Source organism: Subtercola boreus (assembly GCF_006716115.1).
GTDB lineage: Bacteria > Actinomycetota > Actinomycetes > Actinomycetales > Microbacteriaceae > Subtercola > Subtercola boreus.
Genome location: NZ_VFOO01000002.1, coordinates 14520 through 41241, shown reverse-complemented (window position 1 = coordinate 41241; position 26722 = coordinate 14520). Strand labels below are relative to the sequence as shown.

General features: G+C 63.0%; 22 protein-coding genes and 1 pseudogene. 17 read left to right on the top strand and 6 right to left on the bottom strand.

What is annotated here, in order from left to right; genetic code table 11:
* Positions 1–18: 18 nt before the first annotated feature.
* Complete coding sequence (locus FB464_RS19040) at positions 19–444, bottom strand: hypothetical protein (protein WP_142206770.1); 426 nt, start codon at positions 442–444, stop codon at positions 19–21.
* A gap of 315 nt (positions 445–759) precedes the next feature.
* On the opposite strand from FB464_RS19040, the gene FB464_RS19035 reads away from it, so the two are divergent.
* From FB464_RS19035 to FB464_RS19025, 3 genes are all read left to right on the top strand, one after another.
* The gene (locus FB464_RS19035) at positions 760–2994 is read left to right on the top strand and encodes a transglycosylase domain-containing protein (RefSeq protein WP_116416919.1); all 2235 of its coding nucleotides are present in this window, start codon (positions 760–762) and stop codon (positions 2992–2994) included.
* A 609-nt stretch (positions 2995–3603) separates the two neighbouring features.
* Positions 3604–4566 carry an LCP family protein gene (locus FB464_RS19030; RefSeq protein WP_116416918.1) on the top strand — a complete coding sequence of 321 codons (963 nt, stop codon included), beginning with the start codon at positions 3604–3606 and terminating at the stop codon, positions 4564–4566.
* 306 nt (positions 4567–4872) lie between these two features.
* The gene (locus tag FB464_RS19025; RefSeq protein ID WP_246093218.1) at positions 4873–5481 is read left to right on the top strand and encodes a cation efflux transmembrane domain-containing protein; all 609 of its coding nucleotides are present in this window, start codon (positions 4873–4875) and stop codon (positions 5479–5481) included.
* 382 nt (positions 5482–5863) lie between these two features.
* Here FB464_RS19025 and FB464_RS19020 read toward each other — a convergent pair whose 3' ends face one another.
* Positions 5864–7108, bottom strand: coding sequence for a S1C family serine protease (locus FB464_RS19020; RefSeq protein WP_116416917.1), 1245 nt, complete (start codon positions 7106–7108; stop codon positions 5864–5866).
* A gap of 207 nt (positions 7109–7315) precedes the next feature.
* On the opposite strand from FB464_RS19020, the gene FB464_RS20485 reads away from it, so the two are divergent.
* Positions 7316–7441, top strand: a complete 126-nt coding sequence (locus tag FB464_RS20485) for a hypothetical protein (protein WP_281279807.1) — start codon at positions 7316–7318, stop codon at positions 7439–7441.
* A gap of 718 nt (positions 7442–8159) precedes the next feature.
* Here the strand turns inward: FB464_RS20485 and FB464_RS19015 are convergent.
* Positions 8160–9458, bottom strand: coding sequence for an alpha/beta hydrolase (locus FB464_RS19015; protein WP_116416915.1), 1299 nt, complete (start codon positions 9456–9458; stop codon positions 8160–8162).
* 173 nt (positions 9459–9631) lie between these two features.
* Here FB464_RS19015 and FB464_RS19010 point away from each other — a divergent pair, with 173 nt between their 5' ends.
* The 8 genes from FB464_RS19010 to FB464_RS18975 all read left to right on the top strand — a co-directional run bounded on the left by FB464_RS19010 (position 9632) and on the right by FB464_RS18975 (position 17581).
* On the top strand, positions 9632–10369 hold the full coding sequence (locus FB464_RS19010) for an ABC transporter ATP-binding protein (RefSeq protein ID WP_116416914.1): 738 nt from the start codon (positions 9632–9634) through the stop codon (positions 10367–10369).
* Complete coding sequence (locus FB464_RS19005; protein WP_116416913.1) at positions 10366–11262, top strand: ABC transporter permease; 897 nt, start codon at positions 10366–10368, stop codon at positions 11260–11262. The genes FB464_RS19010 and FB464_RS19005 overlap by 4 nt, the downstream gene beginning before the upstream one ends.
* A complete protein-coding gene (locus FB464_RS19000) occupies positions 11259–12230 on the top strand; it encodes an ABC transporter permease (protein ID WP_116416912.1) in 972 nt (323 codons plus the stop codon). The genes FB464_RS19005 and FB464_RS19000 overlap by 4 nt, the downstream gene beginning before the upstream one ends.
* The gene (locus tag FB464_RS18995) at positions 12227–12796 is read left to right on the top strand and encodes a hypothetical protein (RefSeq protein ID WP_116416911.1); all 570 of its coding nucleotides are present in this window, start codon (positions 12227–12229) and stop codon (positions 12794–12796) included. Before FB464_RS19000 ends, FB464_RS18995 begins: the two co-directional genes overlap by 4 nt.
* Positions 12797–12838: 42 nt before the next feature.
* Positions 12839–13519, top strand: coding sequence for a response regulator transcription factor (locus FB464_RS18990; RefSeq protein WP_116416943.1), 681 nt, complete (start codon positions 12839–12841; stop codon positions 13517–13519).
* Positions 13516–14478 carry a sensor histidine kinase gene (locus tag FB464_RS18985; RefSeq protein WP_116416910.1) on the top strand — a complete coding sequence of 321 codons (963 nt, stop codon included), beginning with the start codon at positions 13516–13518 and terminating at the stop codon, positions 14476–14478. The genes FB464_RS18990 and FB464_RS18985 overlap by 4 nt, the downstream gene beginning before the upstream one ends.
* A 217-nt stretch (positions 14479–14695) precedes the next feature.
* A complete protein-coding gene (locus FB464_RS18980; protein ID WP_116416909.1) occupies positions 14696–17116 on the top strand; it encodes a bifunctional lysylphosphatidylglycerol flippase/synthetase MprF in 2421 nt (806 codons plus the stop codon).
* 177 nt (positions 17117–17293) lie between these two features.
* Positions 17294–17581, top strand: a complete 288-nt coding sequence (locus FB464_RS18975) for a hypothetical protein (protein WP_116416908.1) — start codon at positions 17294–17296, stop codon at positions 17579–17581.
* A gap of 585 nt (positions 17582–18166) precedes the next feature.
* On the opposite strand, the gene FB464_RS18970 is transcribed toward FB464_RS18975, so the two are convergent.
* The 3 genes and pseudogenes from FB464_RS18970 to FB464_RS18960 all read right to left on the bottom strand — a co-directional run bounded on the left by FB464_RS18970 (position 18167) and on the right by FB464_RS18960 (position 21786).
* Positions 18167–19207, bottom strand: a complete 1041-nt coding sequence (locus FB464_RS18970; protein ID WP_211327512.1) for an ABC transporter ATP-binding protein — start codon at positions 19205–19207, stop codon at positions 18167–18169.
* Entirely contained in the window at positions 19207–20727 is a 1521-nt protein-coding gene (locus FB464_RS18965; protein WP_116416907.1) for an ABC transporter permease, read from the bottom strand. Before FB464_RS18965 ends, FB464_RS18970 begins: the two co-directional genes overlap by 1 nt.
* Positions 20728–20743: 16 nt before the next feature.
* A pseudogene (locus tag FB464_RS18960) lies at positions 20744–21786 on the bottom strand (iron ABC transporter substrate-binding protein).
* 157 nt (positions 21787–21943) lie between these two features.
* Here FB464_RS18960 and FB464_RS18955 point away from each other — a divergent pair.
* The 5 genes from FB464_RS18955 to FB464_RS18935 all read left to right on the top strand — a co-directional run bounded on the left by FB464_RS18955 (position 21944) and on the right by FB464_RS18935 (position 26714).
* Positions 21944–23149, top strand: coding sequence for a sensor histidine kinase (locus tag FB464_RS18955; protein ID WP_170152060.1), 1206 nt, complete (start codon positions 21944–21946; stop codon positions 23147–23149).
* Positions 23146–23814, top strand: coding sequence for a response regulator (locus FB464_RS18950; protein WP_116416905.1), 669 nt, complete (start codon positions 23146–23148; stop codon positions 23812–23814). The genes FB464_RS18955 and FB464_RS18950 overlap by 4 nt, the downstream gene beginning before the upstream one ends.
* Before the next feature lie 109 nt (positions 23815–23923).
* On the top strand, positions 23924–24682 hold the full coding sequence (locus FB464_RS18945; RefSeq protein ID WP_116416904.1) for an ABC transporter ATP-binding protein: 759 nt from the start codon (positions 23924–23926) through the stop codon (positions 24680–24682).
* Positions 24679–26103, top strand: a complete 1425-nt coding sequence (locus FB464_RS18940; protein ID WP_116416903.1) for an ABC transporter permease — start codon at positions 24679–24681, stop codon at positions 26101–26103. Before FB464_RS18945 ends, FB464_RS18940 begins: the two co-directional genes overlap by 4 nt.
* Complete coding sequence (locus FB464_RS18935; RefSeq protein WP_246093217.1) at positions 26100–26714, top strand: VTT domain-containing protein; 615 nt, start codon at positions 26100–26102, stop codon at positions 26712–26714. The genes FB464_RS18940 and FB464_RS18935 overlap by 4 nt, the downstream gene beginning before the upstream one ends.
* The last annotated feature ends 8 nt before the right edge of the window (positions 26715–26722 follow it).

Genomic DNA, 26722 nt, shown 5'->3' with positions numbered 1-26722 from the left:
CCGGCCGGTAGGAATTCCTTATGGGGTGAGAGATGTAACTATGGTCTGCGCGGCGGCAAAGAATGCTGTGTAGTGATTTGGGTCAGCGTTGACCTGCACCGCATGGGCTGCCGCGGTAGGCGCGAGGTCCGCCCAGCCGGGGATGGCGGTGAGTGCGGCGAAGAAGTTCGTTGCCGCGGTGAAGGGATTTATCCGATCACTGAGGGTGCCCCAGGCGCCGTTGTCCCGTTGCTGGAAGAGACCTCTGCTGTCCACCCCTGCTTGATCGCCGTAGGTGAGGTTGACGAGCCCAGATTCGCCTATAGCCGTCATCACCCCTATGGCTTGTGTGTGTGGTCCTAGCCCCAGGTTGAGGGCTGCGTTCATGATGTGCGCAGCGTTGACGAGCTCTGGTTGGCAGTACCCGGCAATGGGGCCGGAAGGGACAGTAATCGCACCGATCATGACAGGATCGGCAGACGGGCAGGCCGGCGCGGGTGAAGAAGACGAAGAGGTCGCGGATAGCAGAACCGGCGCAGCCGCGATTGCTCCGGTAACGAGAACGGCCGAGGCCCCGATCACGGCGAAGAGCGCCCTCATTCCCGACACAATTTTCCTCTCGTTGAGGGTCAGCGACTCACTCCCCTGCTCGCTGTCGACCCTATGTACCGAATATCTGCAGCGATCCTGAGGGGGCTGTCAGCTCCCTGAGCCTCTCATCGTGGTCTCATTCGTTCGCCCCTAGGTTCAGGAAAGAATTTGAACCATTCGAGGAGAACGATGAGCAGACGTGACGGAAACCGAACGCTCGGAGGAGTGGCCGCCGGATTGCTCGGAATGATCGGTCTCAGTGTCATCGCCGGGGTGCTGGTCACGGCCATGGTCACTCCCGTGTTGGCCGTCGTCGGGCAGGCTGCGAACAGCAGCATCGGTGTCTTCGAAGCACTCCCTGCGGATCTGAAGCCAGATCAGCTCTCCCAGACCTCGTACGTGTACGGCCGAAATACCGATGGTTCACCCGTACTTCTCGCCGCCTTCTACGATCAGAACCGCCAGAATGTGGCGTGGAACCAGATCTCGCAATACGTCAAAGACGCTCTCATATCGACAGAGGATCCGCGTTTCTACACCCATGGAGGGATCGACATTCAATCGAGCCTCAGGGCTGCCGCCGGAAACATCATTTCCGGCGGGGTAACAAGCGGGGCGTCTACCATCTCGCAGCAGTATGTGAAGAACATCCTGGTGCAACGCGCAGAAGCGATCACCGACCCGGCCGGTCAGGCCGCCGCGTATGCCGAAGCGACGAAGACGACCCTTGACCGCAAGCTAAAGGAGATGAAACTGGCGATTGGCTTGGAGAAGTCGTACAGCAAGGACGACATCCTGCTCGGCTACCTCAACATCGCGCTTTTTGGCGGGCGCGTCTACGGCATCCAGGCGGCCGCCCAATATTACTTCGGCGTCAATGCGGACGCCGTGACGCTCGAACAGGCCGCGAGCCTCGTGGCTATGGTGAACGCCCCAGACGCGCTGCGGATCGACGTCGCAGCGAACATTCCGCAGAACCTCGACAGGCGCAATACCGTCGTGCTCGCTTCAATGCTGAAAGACCACACGATCACCCAGGCCCAGTACCAGCAGGCAATCGCGGTGCCGGTGACACCGAACATCACGCAACCCTCAACGGGCTGCCAAACAGCCGTCAACGCGGCGGGGTTCTTCTGCGACTACGTCACAAAGATCATCGAGCAAGATCCGACCTTCGGCGCCGACGCCGCGTCACGGGCCCACGCACTCGCCACAGGCGGATACAAGATCTACACCACGCTCAACATGCAATTGCAGCAACAAGCCGATGCGGTCACGAAGAACTACATCCCGTACAGCACCGCGAACCTCGACCTCGGCAGCTCCATCGTGACCGTCGAACCCGGAACGGGGAGAGTCGTCGCCATGGCCCAGAATAAGAACTACAGCCAAGACCCCGCCGCGGGCCCTGACGCTACGGCCGTGAATTATTCGACCGATCAAGCCTACGGCGGGTCCACCGGCTTCTCTGTCGGTTCGACCTACAAACTTTTCGACCTCATCGCCTGGTTGCAGGCCGGTCATACCTTGGGCGATATCGTGAACGGCGCGAATAATCTCACGTTTGATCTCTCGACCTTTAAAAACACCTGCGGAGGGGGCCAGATGGGCACATACAAAGCGGGAAATGACGCCGGCGAGGCCGGTTCAAGAATTTCAGTGCTGAACCAGTTCGAGCTCTCCGTCAACGCGGCGTTCATCAGCATGGCTCAGCAACTCGATCAGTGCGCGATTCGTGACGTGGCGTCATCTCTCGGTGTCCACCGGGCCGATGGCCAACCTCTCGAGACCAACGTCTTCGCAGCCCTCGGTGGCAATACAATCGCGCCGCTCACAATGGCGGCCGCCTACGCTGGCGTCATCGCCAACGGCATGTTCTGCACCCCTGTCGCGATCGACAGCATCACCGATGCGAATGGTCAGCCGGTCTCCGTGCCGCAATCGACCTGTGGCCAGGCTATCGACCCGAAGATCGCTGCGGCAGCCGTTTACGCCATGCAGGGCGTGATCACCAGCGGCACAGCCATTCCTGCAAACCCGCACGACGCCACAGCCCACGTGGGCAAAACCGGAACATCGCAGAACGAGGAAAGTGTTTGGCTTGTCGGCGGCTCCACAAAATTGGTCACAGCATCGTGGACCGGCAACGTCACTGGGCACGTGTCGATTCGCTCGACTCCCATCATCGGGCCGGGAAGCGGGAAGGTCACCGGAGGACTCTCCCGGCTCTACATGTGGCGGGACTTCTACCGAGACACGGCCGACGCGTTCGGCGGCGCAACATCAGTGCCCCTACCAGAACATCGGTACCTTGCTGCGGCCGGCGCGGGGAGCGCATCCGGCCGCTCCGGCACATCGACACCAAAGCCGACACCGGCCCCGACACCGCCAGTCCCGCTGCCCACCCCAACAGTCACCCCCTGACTCCCGCGATGATGGCGGCTCTGACATCGCTTCGTTCTCAGGCAGCCAACCGGCCTGACCGAAGCGCAGCACGAATCTCACCGAGGTCCTGACAGTCGGCTGACCGTCTCATCTTCGTCTCACAGAGCTCTTCATACGGTTGGAACGTGCATCGACTTTGCGAATCTCTCCCCCACACAACATCCCGGCCGGCCGCGGAACTACAACATCTCACGCCTGCTGACCGCGTCTTGTTGCCGTTAATGGTGCTAAAAAGCGTTCGGGAGCGTTCGCTTCTTCTCATGATTCGGGAGGCGGCGCGATGAGGGGCTCCCAACAGTCGAGATCATTCGTGCCCACCATGCACGCAGACAGCGTGGCAGAGCCAAGTCGATCCTGCGCATTTTGTTAGTTTGTGTCACCGTATTTGCCGTCAGCACCACGTCCGTGGTCGCGATCGCCGTGTGGCAGACCGCCTCGAAAATTGGAACGGGCATTCAACTCTCACAGCTACCCGGACACGCTGCCCTCCCCCCAGCACTCGGGGCGACAGAGGGTGAGGTGAACCTTCTTTTGGTCGGAACCGACACCCGCACCGGGCAAGGCGGTGGATTTTCTAGCGCCGATAATATGGCCGCCAGTTCCGGCGCCGGGAGCAACGACGTGACCATGCTTTTGCACATCTCGAAAGATCACACGAATGCGACCGTCGTGAGCTTCCCACGCGACCTCATGGTCGCCGTACCCCGCTGTCTCAAGCCGGACGGCTCAACCTCAGCGGCGGCCGACAGCGTTATGTTCAACACGACGCTCGCCACAGGTGGCCTGCCCTGCGTCGTCCTGACCGTTGAGCAGTTGGCCGGCATCGTCATCCCGTACGCTGCGGAAATCAGTTTCGACGGGGTCATTGCCATGTCTAACGCCGTTGGCGGGGTCCCGGTCTGTCTCGCGACCGCTGTTGACGACAATTACACCGGGCTGCACCTCGCTGCCGGCCAGCAGACGCTTTTGGGCTCCGACGCGCTGGCATTCGTGCGAAGCCGCCATGGTGTTGGCGACGGAAGCGACTTGGGGCGTATCAGTAATCAGCAAGTGTTCCTCTCAGCACTCATGCGTACCATCACCGGGGCCGGCGTTCTCGCCAATCCTGTGGCCCTATATTCGCTCGCGAACGCAGCTCTGGCGAACATGCAACTCTCCGACACTCTCTCCAACGTGTCGGCACCCGTTTCGATCGCCCTTGCCCTCAAAGCTGTCTCTCTACCCCGCATGGTCTTCCTGCAGTACCCGACAACCCCCGATCCCAAGGATCCGAACCGGGTGGTGGCAGATACCGGCCCGGCGCAACAAATCGCGTCGGCTCTGCAGGCTGATGAGCCCGTGCAACTCACCGGAGGGGTAGGCCGCGCAGCGGTCGCCGCTCCAGCCGGCCAACCGGCAGGAACTACCACCCCGGCGGCGTCCCCGGATACCGCGACACCAAACCTGCCACAGGCCAGCGCACCACCAACAGCTTCGTCCGGTGTGTCGCTGCCACCGTCGGTGACGGGGCAGACCGCAGCCGACGCGACCTGCACCAAGGGCAACAACTAGAGCAGAGACCGCCGCCACTACTGCGGCATAGTGACGCCGCGGTGGCCCGTGCTTGGGCGAATCGCTCCCTCCGACTAACTGTGTTGGCCGCAATGTTTGTCGCAAGCTTTGGACCGGTGTGGTCCGTATGACACGTGTATGCGAACGAATCGTGCTAGCTCACCCTGGGTGCCAGCTGGCCGGGGGTGCGGCGTAGCCGCCCCAATTGCGCAGACGGCCGCGTGGCGATGCCAACTCGAATCAGGACCGGGGTGACGGCTTGATCGGTGCCCACCTGTTGGGTGCGGCGGGCTGAGAGAATCGGGGGTGACTTCTCGTTCTGTGGCTTCGGCTGATGTCTTGATGCGTCGTGGCCGTGCTTTCGAGATCTTCACGCTGGGGTGGAATGTGGTCGGGGTCGTAGTCCTCGCGATCCTCGCTTCTACCTCGTCGTCGGTCGCCTTGCTGGGATTCGGTCTGGACAGCCTTATAGAGATCGTTGCGAGCACCGTGGTGTTGTGGGAGTTAGCGGGCACTGGTGAGGCACGGCAACGTGTGGCGTTGCGGCTCATCGGTGTCGCGTTCCTTCTTCTTGCCGCGTATCTGCTCGTGCAGTCATCGGTGGCTTTACTGAGCGGGCATCACGCTACGCCGAGCGTGGCTGGGATCGTGTGGACCGGGGTGACAGCGCTGGTGATGTTCATCCTCGCCGCGGGTAAAGCACGCACCGGGCGAGCATTGGGGAACCCGGTGCTTGTCACGGAGGGCCGGGTCACATTCATCGACGGTGTCCTGGCCGTCACGGTACTGCTGGGGGTCGTGTTCGATTTGGGGTTTGGTTGGTGGTGGGCTGACCCGATCGCTGGATACGTGATCGTGTACTACGCGATCCGTGAAGCGGTACACGTTTTCCGCCCTGGCGAAGTGGCGCCATGACAGAGTGGTGGCAGGTCTACCCGTAACCCCATCACTGACCTCGATTAAGGCGTCATGATCAACCGGCGAGTTGAAAGTCGGGCACGACACGTGCCGTCCTGTTGGTCTGCAATCAAGGTGCCGCAAACAGCCGCGCCAACTCCATGACACAGCCGCGGCGGACCAATCGATTCGCCGTTCCGCGACAGCTCGTTCACGACGCGCTGCGAGTCGCGAGAAGTAGACGACTGGGACGGCACGCCATTCTTCGGTGAACCGAGACAAGCCGTGAAGCGGGGCATGCATCCTCTGTAGCAGGCAATCACGGTTCGTCCCTCATGGGCTTTCGGAGACGCTCCTTATCAAGCCCCCGTCTTGTCCCCGATGTCCGGGGCAGCCCTAGCTACCCTGCGAATGCCGCCAACGTGACGGTTGTCTGAGCGGTGGCAGCAGCCCTCACATAGGTGACAGCCACGGTGGCGCCGGCTGGTAACGCCCGGATCTCGGCCGTCAGGTCTGACGCCGAAGCGACCTTTGTGCTTCCGACTGCAGTAACGATATCGCCGACGACAAGACCTGCCATTTCGGCGGGACCTCCTGCAGCTATCGCGGCGAGAGGAGCTCCTGCGGCGGAAGACGATGCCGTTGGTGGTGTCGTGCCTACGGAAACGCCGAGTAGTCCGTGCGTTGCAGAACCTGACGCGATGATTTCATTTGCCACTCGCCGAGCCTCGTTCGCTGGGATCGAAAATCCCACCCCGATATTGCCTGCCGATCCGGTCGGTGAGGAGCTTGCCCCAGCTGACGCGATGGCGACATTAATGCCGATCAGCTTTCCGGCAGCATTCAGGAGCGGCCCGCCAGAATTTCCGGGGTTGATGGCGGCGTCGGTCTGTATGACTGCGAGTACGCTCGTCGCGGACATTCCTTGCGCGGCCGCAATGCCCGGTTTTGGTGCTGCGGAGCTGGGCACCGTGATGCTTCGGTCAAGTGCGCTCACAATCCCTGTGGTGACGGTGCCCGACAGGCCAAGCGGTGCACCGATCGCCGTGGCTGGTTCCCCGACTTGAAGGGTTGAGGAATCACCGAACGCTAGCGGCGTCAGTCCGCTGGCACCTGCGAGTCTGATTACTGCTAAGTCGGCGACCGGATCTGTGCCGACGATTTCGGCGGAGTACTTCTTGCCATTTGCCGCTATTGCCGAGACGACCGGGGTGCCGGTCGCACCATCGAGGGTCACCACGTGGGTGTTCGTCAGGACCAGGCCCGCAGGCGACAATACAACCCCGGATCCGGTGCCTGACGTGCCAGCCCCGTCTGTCACAGAGATGGTCATTACGCTCGGCATGGCCTTCGCAGCAATCGCGGCTATTGCATTGGCCGTACCCGACCCGGAGATGGTGATCGTCTGCGGGTTCGCGATCGTCTGCGTTCCAGTGGCTGGTCCGAGCGCGGATACGGTCAGCCCAGCAGCTCCCCCTCCGGCCAGCACGGCTCCGAGTGCGAGACACCCGAGAAGGGTCAGCCGTCGCTGCGGCGAGTTGGCCTGGGCGACACGTGATTCCATGAGCGGCGGCGATGAAACCGGTGACGCTTCGGGACGCAACTGCGGTCCGAAAACGGGTTGCTCTGAGGGTGGGGTGTCCATGGGTCTTCCGTTCGTCGAGTGTGGAGAGCGTGGTACAGGGTATGAACTCCTCACTGAGGCCACCGTGAGAGCGGCAGCGAGTTCTCAGCAGACTCATCGAACTGCGGCGCATCCCCACAAAGGTGTACAGCGAACGTCGTCCCTTTGGCCGACGCGCCTGACGTTCGCATTACATAGCGTTACGGGTGGATAGGAAGAGGGCACACCATGACCGACCGGCTACTGGACATCATTCAAGGGGGCGCTGCCGCCATCGCGCTCTGGTCGGCGATCTCGTTGCCGGTCGCGATCGGACTGGGCAGGATCATCAGACGCCGCGAGACCGCCGGCTAGTGAATCAGGCCGGGTAGACCATGACACACCTCGGCCGGCTCGCCTTGGACGTCGCATCCGATTAAAACTGACCGGCTTGCTTGTCGAATGCGGCGTGCCTGTCCGGGAGGTTCGGCAGGTGGCCTGCAGAACGAGATCACCTCGCGAACCGAGCTGTCGCGCTTGACAGCGTGTTCGGCGAGTGACGGCACCTACCACGGGGCCTTGCCGCTGCGGTTGTGTCGCGGAGCAGGGTCCAAGTGCCGAGCGGGCGCCCCTCAATTGGGCAGGTGAACACAACGGCCTCGCCAAGAATTTGAGCCATACCGGCAGGCGGATCCTGAGTACGGCCGAGGATAGACCCGCCGACACTGATCGTTTCGCCACCAATGACGGCCATCTGGTCACCGAACGGCAATGCCTCCTCTTGGTCGTGTATGAAAACGTTCAGGGTGAGCGCACTGCGCTCGAGCGCGTCAATGACGGACTGTCGAGTCGAGATGACCGTAGCCCCCGTGCCGAGCGCGCTGAAAGGTTCGTCGGGCACAGTGCCTGCGCTGCGTGACCGTGGGTGCGGACGACTCTTTGCCGTTGTCCACCGGGTAGCTCGTGCAGGAACCCGGCGAGCAGTGTGGGGGTGTTGAGCACAACGAGCGCTGCGCGCTCACTCGGCTCGGCGGGGCGGCAACAGTTCGTCGACCGGCCTGCGGGTTCCGGGTTGGCCTTGGACCTTTTTCCTTTAAGGCGTGGAGGTGCTGAGACCTAGGCGTGGGTAGAGGAGTTTGAAGCCGGCCGTCAGTCCCCCGTCTAAGGCTGTGACGCCGTGGTCTGCGCCGGGGATGGTGACGTAGTGCGTGGTGATTCCGGCGGAGCTCGCAGCGTGGGCCATTCTTTGCTGCACGTCAACGAGTGCAGCATCTTTCTCGCCAGCGGTGTAGATGGCAGTGCTGTCGGCGTAACGGGTCGCTGCCATGATGTGTGCCGGTTTCACGGCGTCATAGGCTTGCTGGTTGCCGGCGAAAATCTGTTTGAGGACGGTGGTGCTTTGTTCGGCGCCGGCGTATTCAATGCCCGACACGTCGAGGATGTTGCCCCATAGTGCGGGGTATTTGGCGCCGAAGTAGTTGGCGCACTGGCCGCCGTTTGAATACCCGGCGATTGTCCAGGCGGCCGGGTTTGGCAAGATGTTGAGGTGGCTGCGCGCCCAGCTGGTGACGTCTTTCATTAGGTAGGTTTCGGCTTTCCCGAGCGCGGTGTCAAGACATAGTGGGTCTTTTGTTGGGTCGCTGAGCTGGTCGGCGACGATGACGATGGGGGCGAGGCCGTGATGGTTGGCCGCTATTTGATCCAGGACGGCTGCGATGTTCTTTGCGGTCGGGTCGCCGGGTTGCCCCATCATCATGAGCAGGAAAGGAAGAGCGGGCGGGTTTTTCACTAGCGCAGCTGGCGGATAGTAGATTTCAGCGTTTCGGGCGGGGAACCCGGATGCCGGATTCGGGATTGCATTCGCGTCGGCGAGCTGCCCGGTTGTGCCGTGGGCTGGCATGTCCGGCGGTGGGCTCCAGCTAGAAAGAGGAGGCTGCGTTTGCGCTGAAGTAGCCGGTGGGTTTGCAGCGACGAGAGCTGCTGCGGGGTCTGTGTTGATGTGCAAGAACGCCGCGACCGTCGGGTTCAGGCCATACGTCGCGTTGATGGCGAGCGTGAGGGTGAGGGCGATGATTAGCGCCCCGCCGAGGCTTCCGGCCTTTCTCGGCCACCGGGATTTGTACAGGCCGCTCAGGGTCATCCCGAGCGCACCGCACCCGATAATGAACAGCGCGGTGACGGTTTCAGAGACGGGGCCTCCGAAGAGATTAAGGCCGTCGACGAGCAGCAATTTCATTGCGGTCCCCAGGAGAACACCGCCGAGCAATCCGGTGACGGCTGGGCGCAGATATCCGCGCAGGGGACGCCGGCTGAGGACGAAAAAGAGGCTCAGCGCGGAGAGGATGTACAGCCCCAGCACCACAGGGCCATCGAGGATGTTGAGGTTCAACATCGCAGTTGGAGTATTCATGGGCCTAAAGACTTCCTGCCACCTGCCGCCTCCCGGGGGCGTTCCGGGTGCGTTGTTGGGCGTGGACGAGAGTAGGCCGCGGACTATGAGAAGAAAGTGAGAACGGTGGGGGCTCTCTCACCGTCATCTCACTTGCCGCTGAATACCTTGCAGGCATGTCGAACCCAGCTATTGTCACCCAGGCCCTCACCCGGAAGTACGGTCCGAAAACTGCTGTCAACAGTCTCGACCTCTCGGTGGAGCAGGGCGAGATCTTCGGACTGCTCGGCCACAACGGTGCCGGCAAAACCACCACCGTCACCTTGTTGACCACCCTTCTGGAACCAACGTCGGGAAGTGCCACGGTAGCGGGAATCGATGTGAGGTCGGCACCGCACACGGTACGGACGAAGATCGGGTACCTCCCTGAGAATGTGCGGCTGTACGACAACTTGACGATGCGAGAGAACCTTCGATTCTTCGGACGTCTCTCTGGGGTCATGAACGTGGACCGGAGGATTAGTGACACTCTCGATTTTCTGGAGTTCACTGGGCACGAGGACGAGCGGCTTTCCACCTTCAGCAAAGGGATGCGGCAGCGCGTTGGCATTGCGCAGGCGATCTTGCACCAGCCGTCGGTGCTATTCCTCGACGAACCAACATCCGGTCTTGACCCGCAAGGCGTCAAGATTCTCCGCGAAACGATCGTGCGAATGAATCGCGAGCTCGGCATGACGATCTTCATGAACACGCACCTGCTGTCTGAGGTCACAAAGACCTGCACCTCTATCGGTGTGCTCCGGAATGGTCACCTCGTCTACCAGGCGTCCCTCGCCGATGCCGTCACAGCGTTCCCTGGTGAAGACTCCCTCGAGCAGGTCTACCTCACGCTCGGATCACAGGGCGACGAATGAGCGGCATGTTCGCCGTCGGACGGCACGAGATGCTCAGCGCCCTGCGGGACCGGCTCCCCCGCACGTTACTGATTGTTTTCCTAGGAATGATCGCGGCGTCAAGCCTGATCGGATGGTTGACGAACCAAACGGTCACCGCGGTGTACAACCAGCTCCTCACCGACGGGCTGACCAAAGCCCCGAACCCATTCACGGGTGTGTCACCTCTCCGATACATGAGCAATACGGTCATCTACATCATCCTGATCGGCGCGCTTCTCGCGACCGTCGCTGGTGTTCAAGCATCGCTTCGCGATCGGAAAACGAACACCGCCGATCTTGTCCTCAGCCGACCCGTTTCGACAATCGGATACCTGACGGGCAAACTCCTCGGCCAGGGGGTGTGGTTGGCGATGATCCTAAGCATCTCAGCCGTCACGAATTGGATCTCGATCAGCGCCATCACTGGAACCGTTCTCAGCGCCACACAAGCTGCACAGATCGCACTGTTTTACAGCACTGGGTGGGTATTCCTGATGGGTTTTTTGAGCATTGGGATGATCAGTGGTCTGCGCAGCAGAACTGAAGCAACAGCGTTACTGGGCCCGATCTTGTTCTGGGCGGTACTCGTTTTCGTCGTCCCCCAACTCGGAACAGCAGCCCATCCCGTTTCACTGCTGAACCCGGTCGCATCACCACCTTCCCAAGGCGGGTTCTTTCAACTCATGAACGCTGCGCTCGGACCGTTGGCTATCGGGGAACACTTCAAAACAGCAAGCTCGTTCGTTCTCGGCATGAACTCATCGGACGCATCACCGGGATTGAGTTTCGCCGTGATCGTCCTCTTCGCAGTAACGACTATCGCAGCCCTGCTGGCGACCCCGAGAACTGTTCTGAGGAGCACCCTGACATGAACAGCCTCCGGCATATTCTCGGCAAAGAGCTCACCGACATTCGTCGGGACCGTTTCTTCATGCTGCTGCTCGGGTTCCTTACAGCAATCATGCTCCTCTCCGTGGTCATCGCTGCATTGGACTTCCGCACAAAGATGGGTGAGTACACGCTCTACCTCGACACTCTGACGAAGACCGGCAGCACGACCATACCGCCCGCACCGCAGCTCTACCCGCTGCAGCTGCTGCGCGGAAGTATCGAGTACCTCGAGCTACTCGGCGCCCTCTTCGCGATCATCCTCGGCTACCAGATGATCGCCAAAGACAAGGGCAGCGGAACCATCCCGCTGGTCTTCACTCGCCCGCACTCCCGATACTCCATAAGCGGCGCCAAACTCGTCGCACTCGCCGCGATCTGGGGTGCACTCACCGCGGCAGTCTTCGCCGTGATGGTCGCCTCTCTTCTGCTCGTCGGAAACGCCTCTCTCACCGCGGAGGACTACAGCCGGCTCGCACTGTCGGCCCTGTATGCCTGGATGTACCTGATGTTCTGGAGCGCCCTCAGCATGGGGCTTGTCGCGATCCTCCGAAGACTCAGCGCCGGACTCATCGCAGCACTCGTCATCTGGCTGGTCATCGTTCTTGTCATCCCCCAGATCGGCGACACCATGGATCCCGACAATCAGGTACCCGGCGGCCTGTTCAAAAGCCTCCAAGTCGGAAAGGCCGACGAAATCGCGGTCACCGCACACTTCTCCGGCTTCGAAACCGTACGGGACCAAATCGAAATCTCCTCGATCACTAAACACTACGAACGCACCACGTTCGCGTTCCTCGGAATCAAAGATCAATACAACCAACAGCCACTCAACGACGTCTGGCTAGCGCTCCTGCCCAACACCATCACCCTCACCCTTGGCTTCCTCGGTGCTACTGCTTTCGCACTATTAGCGACCGTAAAGAAAACCCTCCTTCGGAAAGAATCATGAACCCCAAAAAACTGATCCCTGTCATCGTCATTGCCGCAGCTGTGATCGCCGGCCTCGTTTTCTGGCAGGTATCCACTGCCGGCACATCGGCTCCGTCGTCGCAATCCCAGCCGACCGGCGCAGCCGCAGTCCTACCTGTGACCACTAACCCGATACAGAACACCAGCACCGCGCCCGGCCTCACCATTGTCACTGCAGCAGTCCAGGACAACACCGACCCACAAACGCAGGCGGCCATCAGCGATCGACTTCAAATCACGGTCAAAAATACTGGAACTGCCGCTCTGACAGGGTTTGAGGTGTTCTACACGATGAAGGACACTGTCACGAATGCCGCCGAGTCGTACTACCAGAAACTCGACGAAGCACCGCTCATGCCTGGCGCCTCGACGACAATCAATTTCGACAACCAAAGCGGACCCGGGCACTATCCGGAAAACATGTTCAGCTTGTACCGGAGCTCAAAGAATAAAGTGGAATTCTCGATCGAAGTAAGCGCATCTGGCGCGGCCACCGCGCACGCCACCGCCGTGAAAGACGCAGGCAACGGCGAAAAAAGTGACTGACGCTCCCACCGCAGGGTTTCCGTGCTGCTGGTACGGTGCGATATGAGAATCCTGGTAGTAGAGGACGAATTGCGGATCGCTGACCTCATCCGACGGGCGTTCGTTGAAGCCGGGTACGCCGTCGACCTGGCGCACGCGACCGGTCCAGCGCAACAGGCGTTCGAGGTGGGCTCGTATGACCTTGTCGTACTCGACCTTCTCCTTCCGGGAATTCCAGGCGGCGGAATGGCGTTGTGCCACCGATTCCGCGCCTTCAACAGCGACGTACCGATCCTGATGCTGACGGCGCTTGACTCACCGCAGAACCGGGTCCAAGGCCTGGATGCCGGCGCGGACGACTACCTCAGCAAACCGTTCCACCTCCAAGAACTCCTCGCAAGAGTACGTGCGCTGCTGCGGCGATCGCCGAAGGCAGATCACCCCATCATCACGGTCCGAGACGTCAGCTTGGACCCCGCTACACGGACGGCGACGAGAGCAGGCCGGGACATCATCCTGACCAGCAAGGAATTTGCCGTCCTCGAATATTTGATGAGGAACGCCGGCAGCATCGTCAGCACAACCCAGCTGATCGATCACGCCTGGGACGAGAACTACGAGGGGTACAGCAACGTTGTGCAGACCTACATCCGATACCTTCGACAAAAACTGAACGCCGACGGTGAACCCGACTTCATCACCACGCATCGCGGGATGGGCTACCTGATCGAACCGGGCGCATGATCTTCCGCCAGGCAACCAGACGACTCACCGCAGCCTTCACCGCAATCCTGTTGCTCCTGTTCGGTGCGTTCGCGCTCGGAATCTATTTCTTCGTCACCGGGACATTCGATTACGACACTGTTGCCGGCAACGGGGCGGAAGCCGTGGACGCCGCCGAACAGGGCTTCGTCACCCTCCGGACGGCGATCGTTGTCTGCTACCTCGTACTGCTGGTCATCGTTCCTGTCATGAGCTACATCATGGCCAGGCTGGTGCTGGCTCCCGTTCGCCGAAGTTATGAGAAGCAGCAGGCATTCGTCGACGACGCCTCTCACGAGTTCCGCACCCCGCTTGCGATCATCCAGGGCGAGCTGGAACTCGCGATCAGCCGGCCCCGCACACCCCTTGAGTACGAAAGAGCGATCGTCACAACTTTGGAGGAGGTTGAACATCTCACCACGCTCACCGGAGACCTTCTCCTGCTGACCCGCGGGAGCGAAGCCGAACTGCAGTCAGCTTTTACCCCGGTCGACATCAGCGAAGTCACGCGGAAGGCCGTCCGAAGCTCAGCTGCAGCCGCGCAGATCAGCATCGAGGGCGGTGTGCAACATTCGGTGCTCGGCTCGGAGCATCTCCTGATTCGGGCTCTCGGAAATGTACTCGACAACGCCACCAAATTCGCCGACACCGGAACACCCATCGAGGTCAAGGTCGGTGCTCGTGGGGACAAAATACAGATCACCATCCGCGATCATGGGCCGGGGATGACCCCTGAGACCCTCAATCATGTCTTCGACCGCTTCTGGCGGGCAGAAGAATCCCGTTCGCTGCCCGGTCACGGACTCGGCCTGGCGCTCGTCCGGCAAATCTGCGTCGCCCATCACGGTTCGATCAGCATCGAATCGGTCCCCGGACACGGCACAACAGTCTCCGTCGTGTTGCCCGCCATCCGAAAGCCGAGCGATGGGGACGGCACGTAGTGGCCTATTGCCGCCCACGAGAAGCGTCGAGGACGACGCGTCATCACCACAGCTGGTCGTCGAACAGCAGCGCCCACCCTGTCGCCCATCACCGAGGTGATGAAGGCTATAAAGGTCGTCTCATCGTGGTCTCATGAACACACATCTAGCGTTGGCGGGAAGGATCAGGACGGCCTGCTGGCCGGTTCCTGGCACCTACCTACACTGAGAACGAGCAATGGCATCCACCACCCCTCTCGCACACCGAACCACCACTGTTGGGGCGAGGATCCGCGCCTTGGCTGTGATGGTGTCGAGGGGGGCGCGGAAGCTTCCCGTGACCTGGTCCGTGATCGTCGTCTTCGGTGCGGCCGCTGCCCTGAAAGCGACCTTCTTCGCCACAGCTGGCCTCGGGACAGGCCTTGATTCATTGCTCGTTCAGCACGACTGGGCCGCCGCAGGGACATCGGTGTTGTTCGTTGAGAAACCCGTCTACCTCACCGGCGTAGTTGTTGTGACTTTGGGATTGTTGGGAATTGCTGAGACCCGATTGGGATCCGTCCGGTCCCTCATAGCGTTTCTCGTCGTGACGGTCTTCGGAATCGCTCTCGGTATCGGCCTGCAGAGCGCGGGAGTCCTGCTGGACAACCCGGCGGCCGAATCGACCCGCGGCCAGCACATGTCCGACCCGCTCATTCCGGTAATCGGCACATTCCTTGCCTCCACCGCTTACCTGCGTCCCGTCATCGGAGCGCGCGTGCGGGTCATCAGCTTCGCGGTGCTCCTAGTCTTTGTTCTCTACTCCGGCCAACCCTCCGACCTCTACCGACTTGGCGGCGCGGTCAGCGGCCTCCTTCTCGGGTTTGTTTTCACCAAAACTCGCCCGAGACCAGGGAAACGGTCATTCAGCGATACGCGGACGCTGCTCGCGGCGGTGGTGACGGTGACAGCTATCGGGCCGCTTGTCAGCGCGCTGGCACCCGCCCGAGTGGGCCTGTTTGAACCCCTCGGAGCCTTGTTTAGAGACTCAGCCACAACCGGTGACGCGATCCAGGGGGCCGCCGACACCGCCGGCGCGATCTTGGTCAGCGTCTTACCTCTTGTCTTGCAACTTTTGGCCGCTGCCGCGATCTACCGGGGGCAACGGTTGGGACTCTGGCTAGCCGTCAGCGTCAACGGAGCATTGAGCGTCATGGCGGCGATTTACTTCGGCGCCGCCCCCACAATCACCCCGCCAGCCGGGGCTTCCCCGGCCGCCGCCGATGACACGTTATGGTCAGTTGTCGTCGCCATCGGAGTACCTGCCATCGTCGCTATCGGGGCTTTCAGCTGCCTGAAATCCTTTCCACCTAACCCTGGCCACGCTCCCAGCCACCGGTTCTTTGTACGGGCAGCACTTGTGACCGTGGCCGTCACCGCGGTCTACATTGGCACGGTCGTCCTCAGGGCCGGGGCCTCCCCCGCAACATCGGTCCAGACGATCGTGACTGATCTGGTGGAACGGCTCGTCCCGGAAGGGTTCTTGGCTTTCGAACAACCCGCCCCTGTTCCGACTGACGTTCTGGGCCGGATCATGTACGACTGGATCGGGGCTGTGTTCTGGCTGTGCATCGTCGCACTCGCCGTTGCCGGCATGCTTCGCCGTCGCCTCGATGCGCCGGCGACAGTGTCGTCTGGAACGCGAGCCTTTCTGAAGATGGGATGGGCAGAGGGGCCCCTCGCCTGGATGACGACCTGGCGCGGGAACCTGTACTGGTATGCACCCCATGACACAGGCGCTGTCGCATACCGGGTCGTCAACGGCGTCGCCGTGACTACCGGTGAACCGCTCTGCGAGCCCCGCAACATGGCCGAGGTGGTCCGGGGGTTTGTGACCTTCTGCGAGGACCGAGGGTGGGTGCCCGTGTTCTACGGCGCAACCGAGACGCTCCGGGTACACCTCTCAGGGCAGGCCTGGTACTCGATGAAAGTCGCCGAGGACACCCTCGTTGACACCACGACCTGGTCACTCGGCGGCAAGAAGATGCAGAACATCAGAACGTCCCTCACCCGGGCGACGAAAACGGGCGTCCGCTTCGAATGGACAACCTACAGCGAGTTGACGTCGACGAAGAAAGCTCAGATTGAGGACATTTCTCGCGAATGGGTGGCCGAGAAGTCGCTTCCCGAGATGGGGTTTACGCTCGGCGGGGTACGGGAGCTCAAAGACTCCGATGTGTCGCTGATGCTGGCGATCACGGCGGACGGTGACATCGACGCCGTCACCAGCTGGCTGCCCACGTTCCGAAACGGGATTGTGACCGGGTTGACGCTCGACTTCATGCGCCGCCGGACCGGCAGCATGCCGGGGCTGATGGACGCCGTCATCGCGGAAACGATCACCGAAGCGCGGCGGACAGGTGTTCAGACGGTGAGCCTGTCGGCGGCACCCCTGGCTGACAGTGGTCTCCCCTGGCTTAGCCGTGCCCTGGAACCGGCGTACGGGTTCCAGTCCCTGCACCGCTACAAAAACAAGTTCCAGCCAGAAATTAGACCCGTTTTTCTGTTGTACAAAAATCCGTTCAACCTCCCAGCCGTCGGCTTGGGACTTGCCAAAGCGTACGTGCCCGACATGTCCCTCAACCAGGCCATCCGAATCCTCACCCCCGCCCGTGCTTAACGGCGACTACCCACCCGACGTCGCTACAGCGTCCACGTCCGACGCGACTGAAGTATCGGAACGGGCTTTGGGTAGGTCGCGCTGGGTATCTGGTGGTTCTCATTCTGGTCTCATGGGCTGGTCCGTAGCGTTCAGGTATCAGGTACTCCCACCCGATACGAAACGAAGGAACTGATCATGAAAAAGCCCATCAAATGGACCCTCGGGACCTTGGGTGCCGGAGCGTTGATTGTCGGAGGCGGGCTTGCCCTCGCCATCCCCGCGCAGGCCTCCACACCCGCCCCAGCGCCCACGTCGAGCACCAGCGTCGATCAGGGTGGAGCCGCTGATACCGAGACCGCTGACGGCACGGACGTCGGAGCGGCGAACGACACCGAGACCGCCGACGACACCACCGGGATCGAAGACGGCACGAACGACGGCGAGACCGCCGACGACGCTGCTCCCGCCACACCCGGCCAGTAGGAGCACCAGAAGGGGGCCGGCTGACTCATCCGTCAGCCGGCCCCCTTTCTTTTACGCTTCCAGCATTTGCCGGTTCTGCAATGCGAGGACGGCACGCGTGCGCGTACACCTTGCGAATGAACGGGCGAATCGTTGCCGGGTCCGTCGCCTAGCCTCCGTACTCCTGCGGCTCGTTCGGTCTGCCGTGAACGGTCGTGAGGGTGGACTCGATGACCATGTCATCAAGCTTCGGAAGGTCCTGTCCAAGCTGATGACGGGCCCCACAACGACAGCGTCGACTTTCTCTAGGGCCATCACGGGGAGTTGGTCGGAGGCGGCGCCTGCCACCGGTGGCCAACCCACCGCAGCCGCAATCGCAATCACAGCACCTTGAGAACACCGGTAGTCGCGACAAGATCTCCTTCCGCACTCTGGAGTGATTGAAGGTCGACGTTATCCCTAGAGGATTTGCGATTCGGTAGCACAGAGAAGGGCAGATGCGATGACCGCGGACTAGAGCGTGACATCACGTGGCGCTCGATTACAGTAGCTATTCGGGTGGCGCGGGTCACTGGCAACTGCATCCCGTGCTTGCGATCGACTGCATCAGCTCGCGTAGATGACGACCCCGCCGACAACGCTCACCTGCACTGTGTGGCCAGTTCTGTAACTCTGGGGGGCGGCGGTTACGACAGGCAGGCGGATCATCTCACGGGTGGATCCGATCTTGAGCAAAACGTCCTGCTTCGCGCCGATCGTCTGCACGTCGATTATGACCGCATTGGGTGTCGGGCTTTCCGTGTCGATCATCAACTGGGCGGGCCTGACCAGGGCCTTCGACACGTCACCACTCCCCCGGTGGTCGTGCTTGATCACGTGCGAACCGAAGGCGGTGTGCGCCACATCATCCCGGACGACGCAGGGTACGAGGATCGCGTCTCCGAGGAACTCAGCGATGTCGGCCGTGTGCGGGTTGTCAAAAACTTCCGCGGGCGGCCCAGCCTGCGAAATGCGGCCGCCGTCGATGATGGCGACCTGGTCACCAAACGAGAGGGCCTCTTCCTGATCGTGGGTGACAAGGATCGTTGTGACACCGCTCTGCTCGAGGGCCTCGATGACTGCTCTCCGGGTCGATGCCCGGAGCCCAGTGTCGAGCGCGCTGAACGGTTCGTCGAGCAGCACGACCTGAGGCGACGGTGCCAGAGCCCGTGCGAGGGCGACGCGTTGCTGCTGGCCCCCGGAGAGTTCGTGCGGGTACCGGCCGAGCAGGTTGCTGCCGATAGCCACTAGGGCCGCGGCCTCCGCGACCCGGGTAGATCTCCGCGCAGATCGGGACAGTCCGAAGCGGATGTTCTGCTCGACCGTGAGGTGCGGGAATAAGGCCCCGTCTTGCGCAACGTACCCCACTCCCCTTCGATGCGCGGGCACGGTCGACGCCCCGCCCGCCAGAAGGGTATCGCCGAGGCTTATCTGTCCGGCATCCGGAATGTCGAAGCCGGCGATGAGGCGGAGCAGGGTGCTCTTGCCGCTGCCGGATGCGCCGACGACGGATGTTCGTGAGCCACTCGGGACGGTCAGGGTCACGCTCCGCAGAACCGGTCGCCCGCCGAGGTACTTCGTGATGTCGGTGAGCACGAGTGTAGACATCAGCGAACGCGCTTTCGGGTCTGTAGGAAGAGGATGGCTACCGATGGAAGCGACAACGCGATGAGCAGCAGCGCATAGGGAGCGGCGTCGGAGTAGGCGACAGACGTACTGGCCGACCAGAACTGGGTGGCGAGGGTTCTCGTGCCGCTGGGGGCGAGCAAAAGTGTTGCGGTGAGTTCGTTGGCGGCGCCGAGCCCGACGAGGGCTGCCCCCGCACCGAGTGCAGGGAGGATGAGCGGCAGGGTCACTCGCGCACGAGCGGCAAGGGGTGAGTGGCCGAGCGACCGGGCGGCCTCTTCGAGGGCGACCGGGGCCTGGGCGATGCCGGTGCGGAGGCTCACGAGCGCGCGAGGTAGGAAGATGATGACGTAGGCGAGCACCACGGTGAACACGGATTGATACAGTGCTGGGACGATCCGGATGGTGATGGTGACGAGTCCCAGGGCGATGATGATGGCCGGCAAGCTGCTGGCGAGATAGTAGGCACTCTCGAGGAGGCGGGGGAGGCGACCCGGGTGTCGGATGGTGAGCCAGGCGATGGGGAGTGCCACGAGCACGGTCACGATCGCGCCGATCACGGCCAGGCCGGCCGTCTGGAGGATGGCGGTGTGCAGCTCGCGCTGCGCCCAGGGGTCGCCGACGCTGAGCCAGCGTACGAGGCTGGCGATGGGCACACCCAGAGCCGCGAAAAGCACTACCACCAGCCCGGCCATTGCGAGCGGCGTCGCCCAACCGAGCTGCTCCAGGACTGCAGGCCTGGCCGCACCCGAGCCGACCCGGGAGTATCTCGCTGTGCCGCGTGTCGCCGATTCGCCGAGCAGCAGGAGAAGGCAAAGCCCGGCTAGCACGATGCCGAGCGCGCTGGCGGCAGGGCCCGCGAAGGTGGACTGGTACTGCACCACGATCGCGGTGGTGAAGGTGTCGAACCGGATCAGCGCGAACGCGCCGTACTCGGAAAGCAGGTGCAGGGCGACGACCAGGCCGCCGCCCCAGACGGCGAGCCTGAGCTGCGGCAGAACTACGCGGGCGAAGACGCGCCACGATCCCAGCCCGAGTGATCGGGCCGACTCTTCGAGCGCGGGGTCCAGCCGGCGGATCGTGGTGACCGCGGGCAGGTAAACCAAGGGGTAGTAGGCGAGGGTCGCGACGAGGAGGCCGCCGCCGATGCCGCCGATCGAGGGGATGGCGCTGACCCAGCCGTAGCTGCTCACGAAGGCCGGAATGGCCAGCGGCGCAGCCAGGAGTACCGCCCAGATGCGCCGGCCCGGGAGGGTAGTGCGCTCGACGAGCCACGCACCGCCCACCCCGAGCACGACGGTCACGGGCACACCCAGAACGACGAGCAGCACGGTGTTGACCAGCAGTTCGCCGACCTTCGGTCGGAAGACCAGGGGGGCGAGTGTCGGCCAGCCGACCTGAAACCCGATGGCGACGACGTAGCCGACGGGAAGCAGCATGACGGCGGCCAGCACCACCACCACGACGACGAGGAGCGGCGACCGTAGCCACCTACCGGCCATCAGATCGGGCCGATCATCAGATGAGGCCGGCCTGGGTCATGAGGTCGGTGACCTGGGTACTGTTCAGCGTCGACGGGTCGATGGTGGGGGCATCGAGGGTATCGAGACCAGGCAAGACCGGATTCGGTGTGACCTCGCTGGCGACGGGGTATTCGAAGCTCGTTCCGGTCTGCAGGATGGTCTGCCCTGCGGTGCCGGTGATGAACGCGAGGAACGCCTGAGCTGCGGCCTGTTTCTTGCTCGACGCGAGTACTCCCCCCCTGAGATGCTGACGAACGCGCCCGGATCCTGGTTCTTGAAGTAGTACAGCTTCGTGTTGCCGCTGTTCTCCTTCGTACCGGCCTGGTCGATGGCCCAGTAGTAGTGGTAGATCACACCGGCTGGCACTTGCCCGGCGTTGACGGCCTTCATGACCGTGCTGTTGCCCTTGTAGTCGACGTAGTTCGTCTTCATCGCCTTCAGCCACGCCAGCGCCTGGTCGGTACCCTTGAGGTCAAGGTAGGCCGAGACAATCGCCTGGAAGTCCGCTCCGCCGGGGGATGCGGCCCACCGCCCTTTCCATGCCGGGTCGGCGAGGTCGCTGAGGGAGGTGGGCAGGTCCGCCTCGGGCAGCAGCGACGGGTTGTAGACCAGCACCGTGGAGCGGGCGGCTATGCCGGTCCACTTCGCGGTCGACGGCCGGTAGGCATCTGGAACCCCTGCCAGTGTCGATGCGTCGACGTTGGTGAAGAGTCCCGCGTTCTCGACCAGCGACATCGCCGGTGAGTTCTCGGTCAGAAACACGTCGGCAGGAGAGGCCGCGCCTTCGGCAACGAGCTGGTTCGACAGTTCGGAGTCGTCGCCATTGCGGAGGGTCACCGTGACACCGGTCTGCGCGGTGAACGCGTCAGCCCAGGCCTGGGTGAGTTCTTCGTGCTGGGCGTTGTAAACCGTGATCGACGTGCCCGAAAGAGACGACGGGTCGCCCGATGCTGCGGGCGTCGATGCAGGGCCGGCGCAGGCGGATAGGGCGAGCGCGGCTGCTACGGAGACAGCGACGAGGATGTGGAGGCGTTTCATGGGTCCTCAGGCTTCGACAATCATTTCGGGCAAGGTAAGGCTACCCTCAGTGTGGCGGTGCGGCGTCATCACAGCGAGGTACAGCGCCTGTCATCACAACGACTGATGTTCACCCGAGCCTGCCGGGGGAATGCGGCTCGCGGTTAGAGTTACGCGTGTGTTGGTCTGGTTTGAGAAACACCCGCGCGTCACCGACGCGGGCATCGCGTTAGCGGCGTTCGTCCTTTTTGGTGCGGCGGATTTTGTGCGCGACGGTGCCGCCGGGATGCTGATCGATATCGTGTTTGCGCTCTCTCTCGCTTTCTGGCGGCGGATGCCCGGCCTGGGTCTTGCGATCGCATGGGTGGGTGCGCTGGTGCAGGTGGCCACGGTCGATGGCCTGCTGCTCGGTGACATCCTCATCCTCGCCACCGTGTTCGCGACAGGGTTGGCGGAGAACCGTGTTGTGCGGTGGGCGGGCCTGGTGTCGAGCGTGATCGGGGGAGGTATCGCCGGCGCTCGTCTCGTGCTGTTCGCTCCCCCGACTGGCGACGGCGCCGCCATCCCGACCGACCCGGTGTCCCGGGGCATCTACTTCGTGATCGCGAGCGGGGTGATAGCGGCGGCCCTCGCCCTGTTCTGGGCGCTCGGGGTGTTGGTACGAAACCGGCGGGCATCAGCCGCCGCACGGGCCGATCGTGAACGCGACCGCATCCTCGCCGAGGCGCGCCTCACTCAGGAACGCGAGCGTGCCCTCCTCAGCCGGGAGATGCATGACCTCATCGGCCACGCCCTTGCCGTTGTCATCGCCCAATCCGATGGGGCCCGCTATGCGAAGGCGACCAACCCGCAGGCTGAGACGACCGCCCTAGAGACGATCAACCGCACCGCCCGATCTGCGCTCGATGACGTGCACGAACTGCTCAGCGTGCTGAGAGAACCCGGCGACGCGACGACCGCAGGCATCCGTACAGGTGACCTCGACCTGCTCGTTGACAGTGTGAGGCAGGCCGGCCTCGAGGTGACTGTGCAGGAGACGGGCATCCGGATACCACTGACCGCAGCCCACGACCTGACCATGTTCCGCGTGCTACAGGAGTCGCTCACCAACGCCATCAAGCACGGCGGACGAGGAACAGCAGTGACCGTGAGCCTCGACTGGGGCCTGAATCACGTGTGTTTCGGCGTCACGACAGAGGAGATATCCGGCGGCCACCCGCAGGCCACCGGCCGGATCTCGCAGCCCGGCCAGGGACTCATCGGCATGCGAGAACGGATGCGGCTCCTGGACGGAACCGTCGAGGCCGGTCCCCGGACCGACGGGTCGCCCGGGTTCCGGGTGGATGCTCGCCTGCCTTATCGGGGCACCGGAGCACTGCAGTGACCGCGTCGATCCGGGTAGGACTGGCGGATGATCAGCCCCTCTTCCGCGCCGGGATAGCAATGGTCGTGAACTCGCAGCCAGACCTCACCGTCGAATGGGAAGCGTCGAACGGTATCGAAGCGGTCGAGCTCGCTAGCTCGACACCCGTAGACGTCGTGCTGATGGATCTCGAGATGCCCCAGATGGGCGGCATCGAAGCAATCACCCGCGTGCTGGCCTCGCCGCCGGAAACCGGCGCACCGCCCCGATTCATCGTGCTGACGACCTTCGATCTCGATGACCGCACCTTCGAGGCCATCAACGCCGGGGCCAGCGGGTTCCTCCTGAAATCCACCGACCCCGAGTTTCTGCTCGCGGCCATCCGTACCGTGCACTCCGGTAGCGCCGTGCTCGCGCCAAGCGCTACCGCGAACCTCATCCGGCGATTCGCCGCCCCGCAGAGCGCCAACCGCTCACAAGCGCTCAACTCCCTCACCCCTCGCGAACACGACCTCTTCGACCTCGTCGCATCGGGGCTGAGCAACGCCGAAATCGCATCGTCACTGCACCTCAGCGACACGACCGTAAAGACCCACGTAAGCCGCATCCTCACCAAGCTGGGCCTCCGGGACAGGGTGCAGCTCGTGATCTTCGCCTACGAGAACGGTCTGATCGGCACCGACTGAGAGCTGGGCGTCATCACAGCGATGTATGCCGAAGATGCTCCGCTGTGCTGATTCGCCGGGCCAGCACATCTCCTTAGCGTGAAACTATCCCACGAGAAGGAGTCTTTCGATGAGCGACGTGTCCATCACCCGGGTTGCTGCGGCAGCGGTCGGCGTCAGCAAGGTCTACGGCAGCGGCACCTCCGCCACGACGGCGCTAGACGCCATCGACCTCGAGATCTCCAGCGGCAACCTGACCGCGATCATGGGTCCGAGCGGTTCGGGCAAATCGACCCTAATGCACGTGTTCGCCGGGCTCGACACGGCCAGCAGCGGACGGGTCAGCATCGGTGACACCGACATCACCCACCTCGACGACAACGCCCTCACCCTCCTCCGCCGTCGCAGTCTCGGGTTCGTGTTCCAGGCCTTCAACCTCGTGCCCACCCTCTCAGTGCTGGGCAACGTCACCCTCCCGTTCGAGCTCGACGGCCGAAAGCCCACGACCGACGAGATGGCCTGGGTGCGGCTGCTGCTCAGCCGGCTCGGCATCGGAACGCTCGAAGCGCGCCGCCCGCACGAACTCTCCGGTGGCCAGCAGCAGCGCGTCGCGATCGCCCGCGCCCTCGCGATGCGCCCTCAGCTGATCTTCGCCGACGAGCCGACCGGTAACCTCGACTCCCGTTCCAGCCGCGAAGTGCTCGGACTGCTCGGCGACCTGACCCGAGAGTTTCAGCAAACCGTCGTGCTCGTAACCCACGACCCGGTCGCTGCCTCGCACGCCGACCGGGTGATCTTCATCGCCGATGGCCGTGTGGTTCAGGATGTCGCGAAGAGCGACGCGAAGACCCTCTCCGACATCATCCTGAGCCTCGAGGTCGCGGCGTGATCGCCCTCGCCTTCCGGGAGCTCTGGCACGGCGGCCGCCAGCACACCTCGAGCCTGCTCGTCGCGTTCATCACCTCGGTGTTCGCCACGATGATGATCGAGATGGACATCGTGCTGCGCGTGCAGTCCATCGGCGGCCAATTCATTCAACACGGTTATGTTGTGGCGCTGCTCGACGTGCTCGACCTGCTGTTCTTCTTCATCGCCGTGTTCGTCGCCTGCATCGTCACCTCGAACACGTTCGGCATCATCATGGCCGGTCGCGCCAAGCACATTGCGCTCATGCGCCTCCTCGGCGCGTCAGCAAGCACCCTCCGCGGGGCGATTGCGATTGAAGGCGCTGTCGTCGGGCTCGTCGGTAGCGTGCTCGGGCTCGTTGTGGGCCTGCTCGTGACGCAGATCACGTACGGCGCCCTGGTCTCGTCGGGCACCTTCGTGAACGTGTCGATCGGCACTCTGTCGCCTCTTCTCGTCGCCCCGGTTCTGGTCGGCGTGATCAGCACCACGGGGGCAGCCTGGTTCGGCTCCCGGAAGATTCTGAACGTCTCCCCCATCGAAGCGACCGGCGCGACCCAGGAGCCGAAGGCCGTCACCGCCAGCGAGATGCCCCGCCGGCTCCGCACCCTCGTGACCGCTGCCTTCGTCGGCGGCATCGTGCTTCTCATCGCAGGGGTCGCTGTCGGGCTGAAGAGCCCGCTCGGACTGCTCATCGCGGCCCCCGGCGGCGCGCTGAGCTTCGTCGGGTTCGTTCTCGGATCGTCGTTCTTCATCCCCGCGATGCTGAAAGCCGCCGGGCGTCTCACCGGCCGGTCCACACCGAGCGTGCTCGCCAGCGCCAACGCCCTCCGTTACCCCGCGCGGTCTTCGCGATCGACGATCGGGCTCGTCATCGGGGTGACGCTCGTCACCATGTTCACCGTCGCCGGGCAGTCGTTCCTCGCCGAGAGCGGCCCCGTCGCCGCCGCCGCAGACCCCGCCGAAGCGGCCGGCGACCAGGCCTTCCTCCAGCTCACCACCGGCATCCTCGCGGTACTCATCGGATTCTCCCTCGTGATCGCCGCCATCGGGCTCGTCAACTCGCTCTCGCTCAGCGTCATCCAGCGCCGCCGCGAGATCGGGCTGCTACGTGCCCTCGGGTTCACGAAGAGGCAGGTTCGCACGATGATCCTGGCCGAGAGCATCCAGCTCACCGTCGTCGGCGGGGCCACCGGGCTCGTACTCGGCGTGTTCTACGGCTGGGCCGGCGTGCTCACCGCGATCGCCAGCGACCACCACATCGGCGGATTCTTCGCCCCCACCATCCCGCCGTGGATCATCCTCAGCATCATCGCCGGCGCCATCATCCTTGCCGTGGTCGCCTCCGCCGTTCCCGCCCGTTCCGCAGTACGGGTCTCCCCCGTCAGAGCATTGGCCATCGAGTGATCCACATCCACACAGCGAGCCTCCTCGACCCCACACCCCTGCTCGAAGGAGTCGGCCCGTGGGCCTTAGTTGTCGTGATGGCCATCGTGTTCATCGAGACCGGGCTGCTGTTCCCGTTCTTGCCCGGCGACACCCTCGTCTTCACTGCCGCGCTGCTCGCCGGGCCACTCGGCCTGCCACTGCCACTGCTGGTCGTCGGGGTCGCGGCCGCAGCCATCCTCGGCGACCAGACCGGGTACCACATCGGCAAACGGTTCGGGCCGAGACTGTTCAAACCGGACGCGCGGATCTTCAAAACGAAGTATCGCGACCAGGCCGACGAGTTCTTTACCCACTACGGCGGCCGCGCCCTCGTGCTGGCCCGCTTCGTCCCTCTGGTGCGCACGTTCGTGCCGCCGGTCGTCGGGATGTCGAAGATGCCGTTCCGCTCCTTCCTTCTCTGGAACGGCGTCGGCGGCATCGGCTGGGCGCTCATCCTCACCCTCGCCGGCTACTTCCTCGGCGGGATCCCTTTCGTCAAAGACAATATCGAGGTCATCGCCGTGCTCATCGTGATCGTCTCGGTACTGCCGATCGTGATCGACATCCTCCGCCGCCGTCGCAGGGCCTGACGGCCATA

Excerpts from the sequence above, each read along its gene's own strand:
- FB464_RS18990 (WP_116416943.1), top strand. The coding sequence starts at position 12,839 with ATGAGAATCCTGGTAGTAGAGGACGAATTGCGGATCGCTGACCTCATC.
- FB464_RS18965 (WP_116416907.1), bottom strand. The coding sequence starts at position 20,727 with ATGGCCGGTAGGTGGCTACGGTCGCCGCTCCTCGTCGTCGTGGTGGTG.
- FB464_RS19010 (WP_116416914.1), top strand. The coding sequence starts at position 9,632 with ATGTCGAACCCAGCTATTGTCACCCAGGCCCTCACCCGGAAGTACGGT.
- FB464_RS18985 (WP_116416910.1), top strand. The coding sequence starts at position 13,516 with ATGATCTTCCGCCAGGCAACCAGACGACTCACCGCAGCCTTCACCGCA.
- FB464_RS19040 (WP_142206770.1), bottom strand. The coding sequence starts at position 444 with ATGATCGGTGCGATTACTGTCCCTTCCGGCCCCATTGCCGGGTACTGC.
- FB464_RS18975 (WP_116416908.1), top strand. The coding sequence starts at position 17,294 with ATGAAAAAGCCCATCAAATGGACCCTCGGGACCTTGGGTGCCGGAGCG.
- FB464_RS18970 (WP_211327512.1), bottom strand. The coding sequence starts at position 19,207 with ATGTCTACACTCGTGCTCACCGACATCACGAAGTACCTCGGCGGGCGA.
- FB464_RS19005 (WP_116416913.1), top strand. The coding sequence starts at position 10,366 with ATGAGCGGCATGTTCGCCGTCGGACGGCACGAGATGCTCAGCGCCCTG.
- FB464_RS19000 (WP_116416912.1), top strand. The coding sequence starts at position 11,259 with ATGAACAGCCTCCGGCATATTCTCGGCAAAGAGCTCACCGACATTCGT.
- FB464_RS19020 (WP_116416917.1), bottom strand. The coding sequence starts at position 7,108 with ATGGACACCCCACCCTCAGAGCAACCCGTTTTCGGACCGCAGTTGCGT.
- FB464_RS20485 (WP_281279807.1), top strand. The coding sequence starts at position 7,316 with ATGACCGACCGGCTACTGGACATCATTCAAGGGGGCGCTGCCGCCATC.
- FB464_RS18995 (WP_116416911.1), top strand. The coding sequence starts at position 12,227 with ATGAACCCCAAAAAACTGATCCCTGTCATCGTCATTGCCGCAGCTGTG.
- FB464_RS18945 (WP_116416904.1), top strand. The coding sequence starts at position 23,924 with ATGAGCGACGTGTCCATCACCCGGGTTGCTGCGGCAGCGGTCGGCGTC.
- FB464_RS19015 (WP_116416915.1), bottom strand. The coding sequence starts at position 9,458 with ATGTTGAACCTCAACATCCTCGATGGCCCTGTGGTGCTGGGGCTGTAC.
- FB464_RS19030 (WP_116416918.1), top strand. The coding sequence starts at position 3,604 with ATGGCCGCCAGTTCCGGCGCCGGGAGCAACGACGTGACCATGCTTTTG.
- FB464_RS19035 (WP_116416919.1), top strand. The coding sequence starts at position 760 with ATGAGCAGACGTGACGGAAACCGAACGCTCGGAGGAGTGGCCGCCGGA.
- FB464_RS18980 (WP_116416909.1), top strand. The coding sequence starts at position 14,696 with ATGGCATCCACCACCCCTCTCGCACACCGAACCACCACTGTTGGGGCG.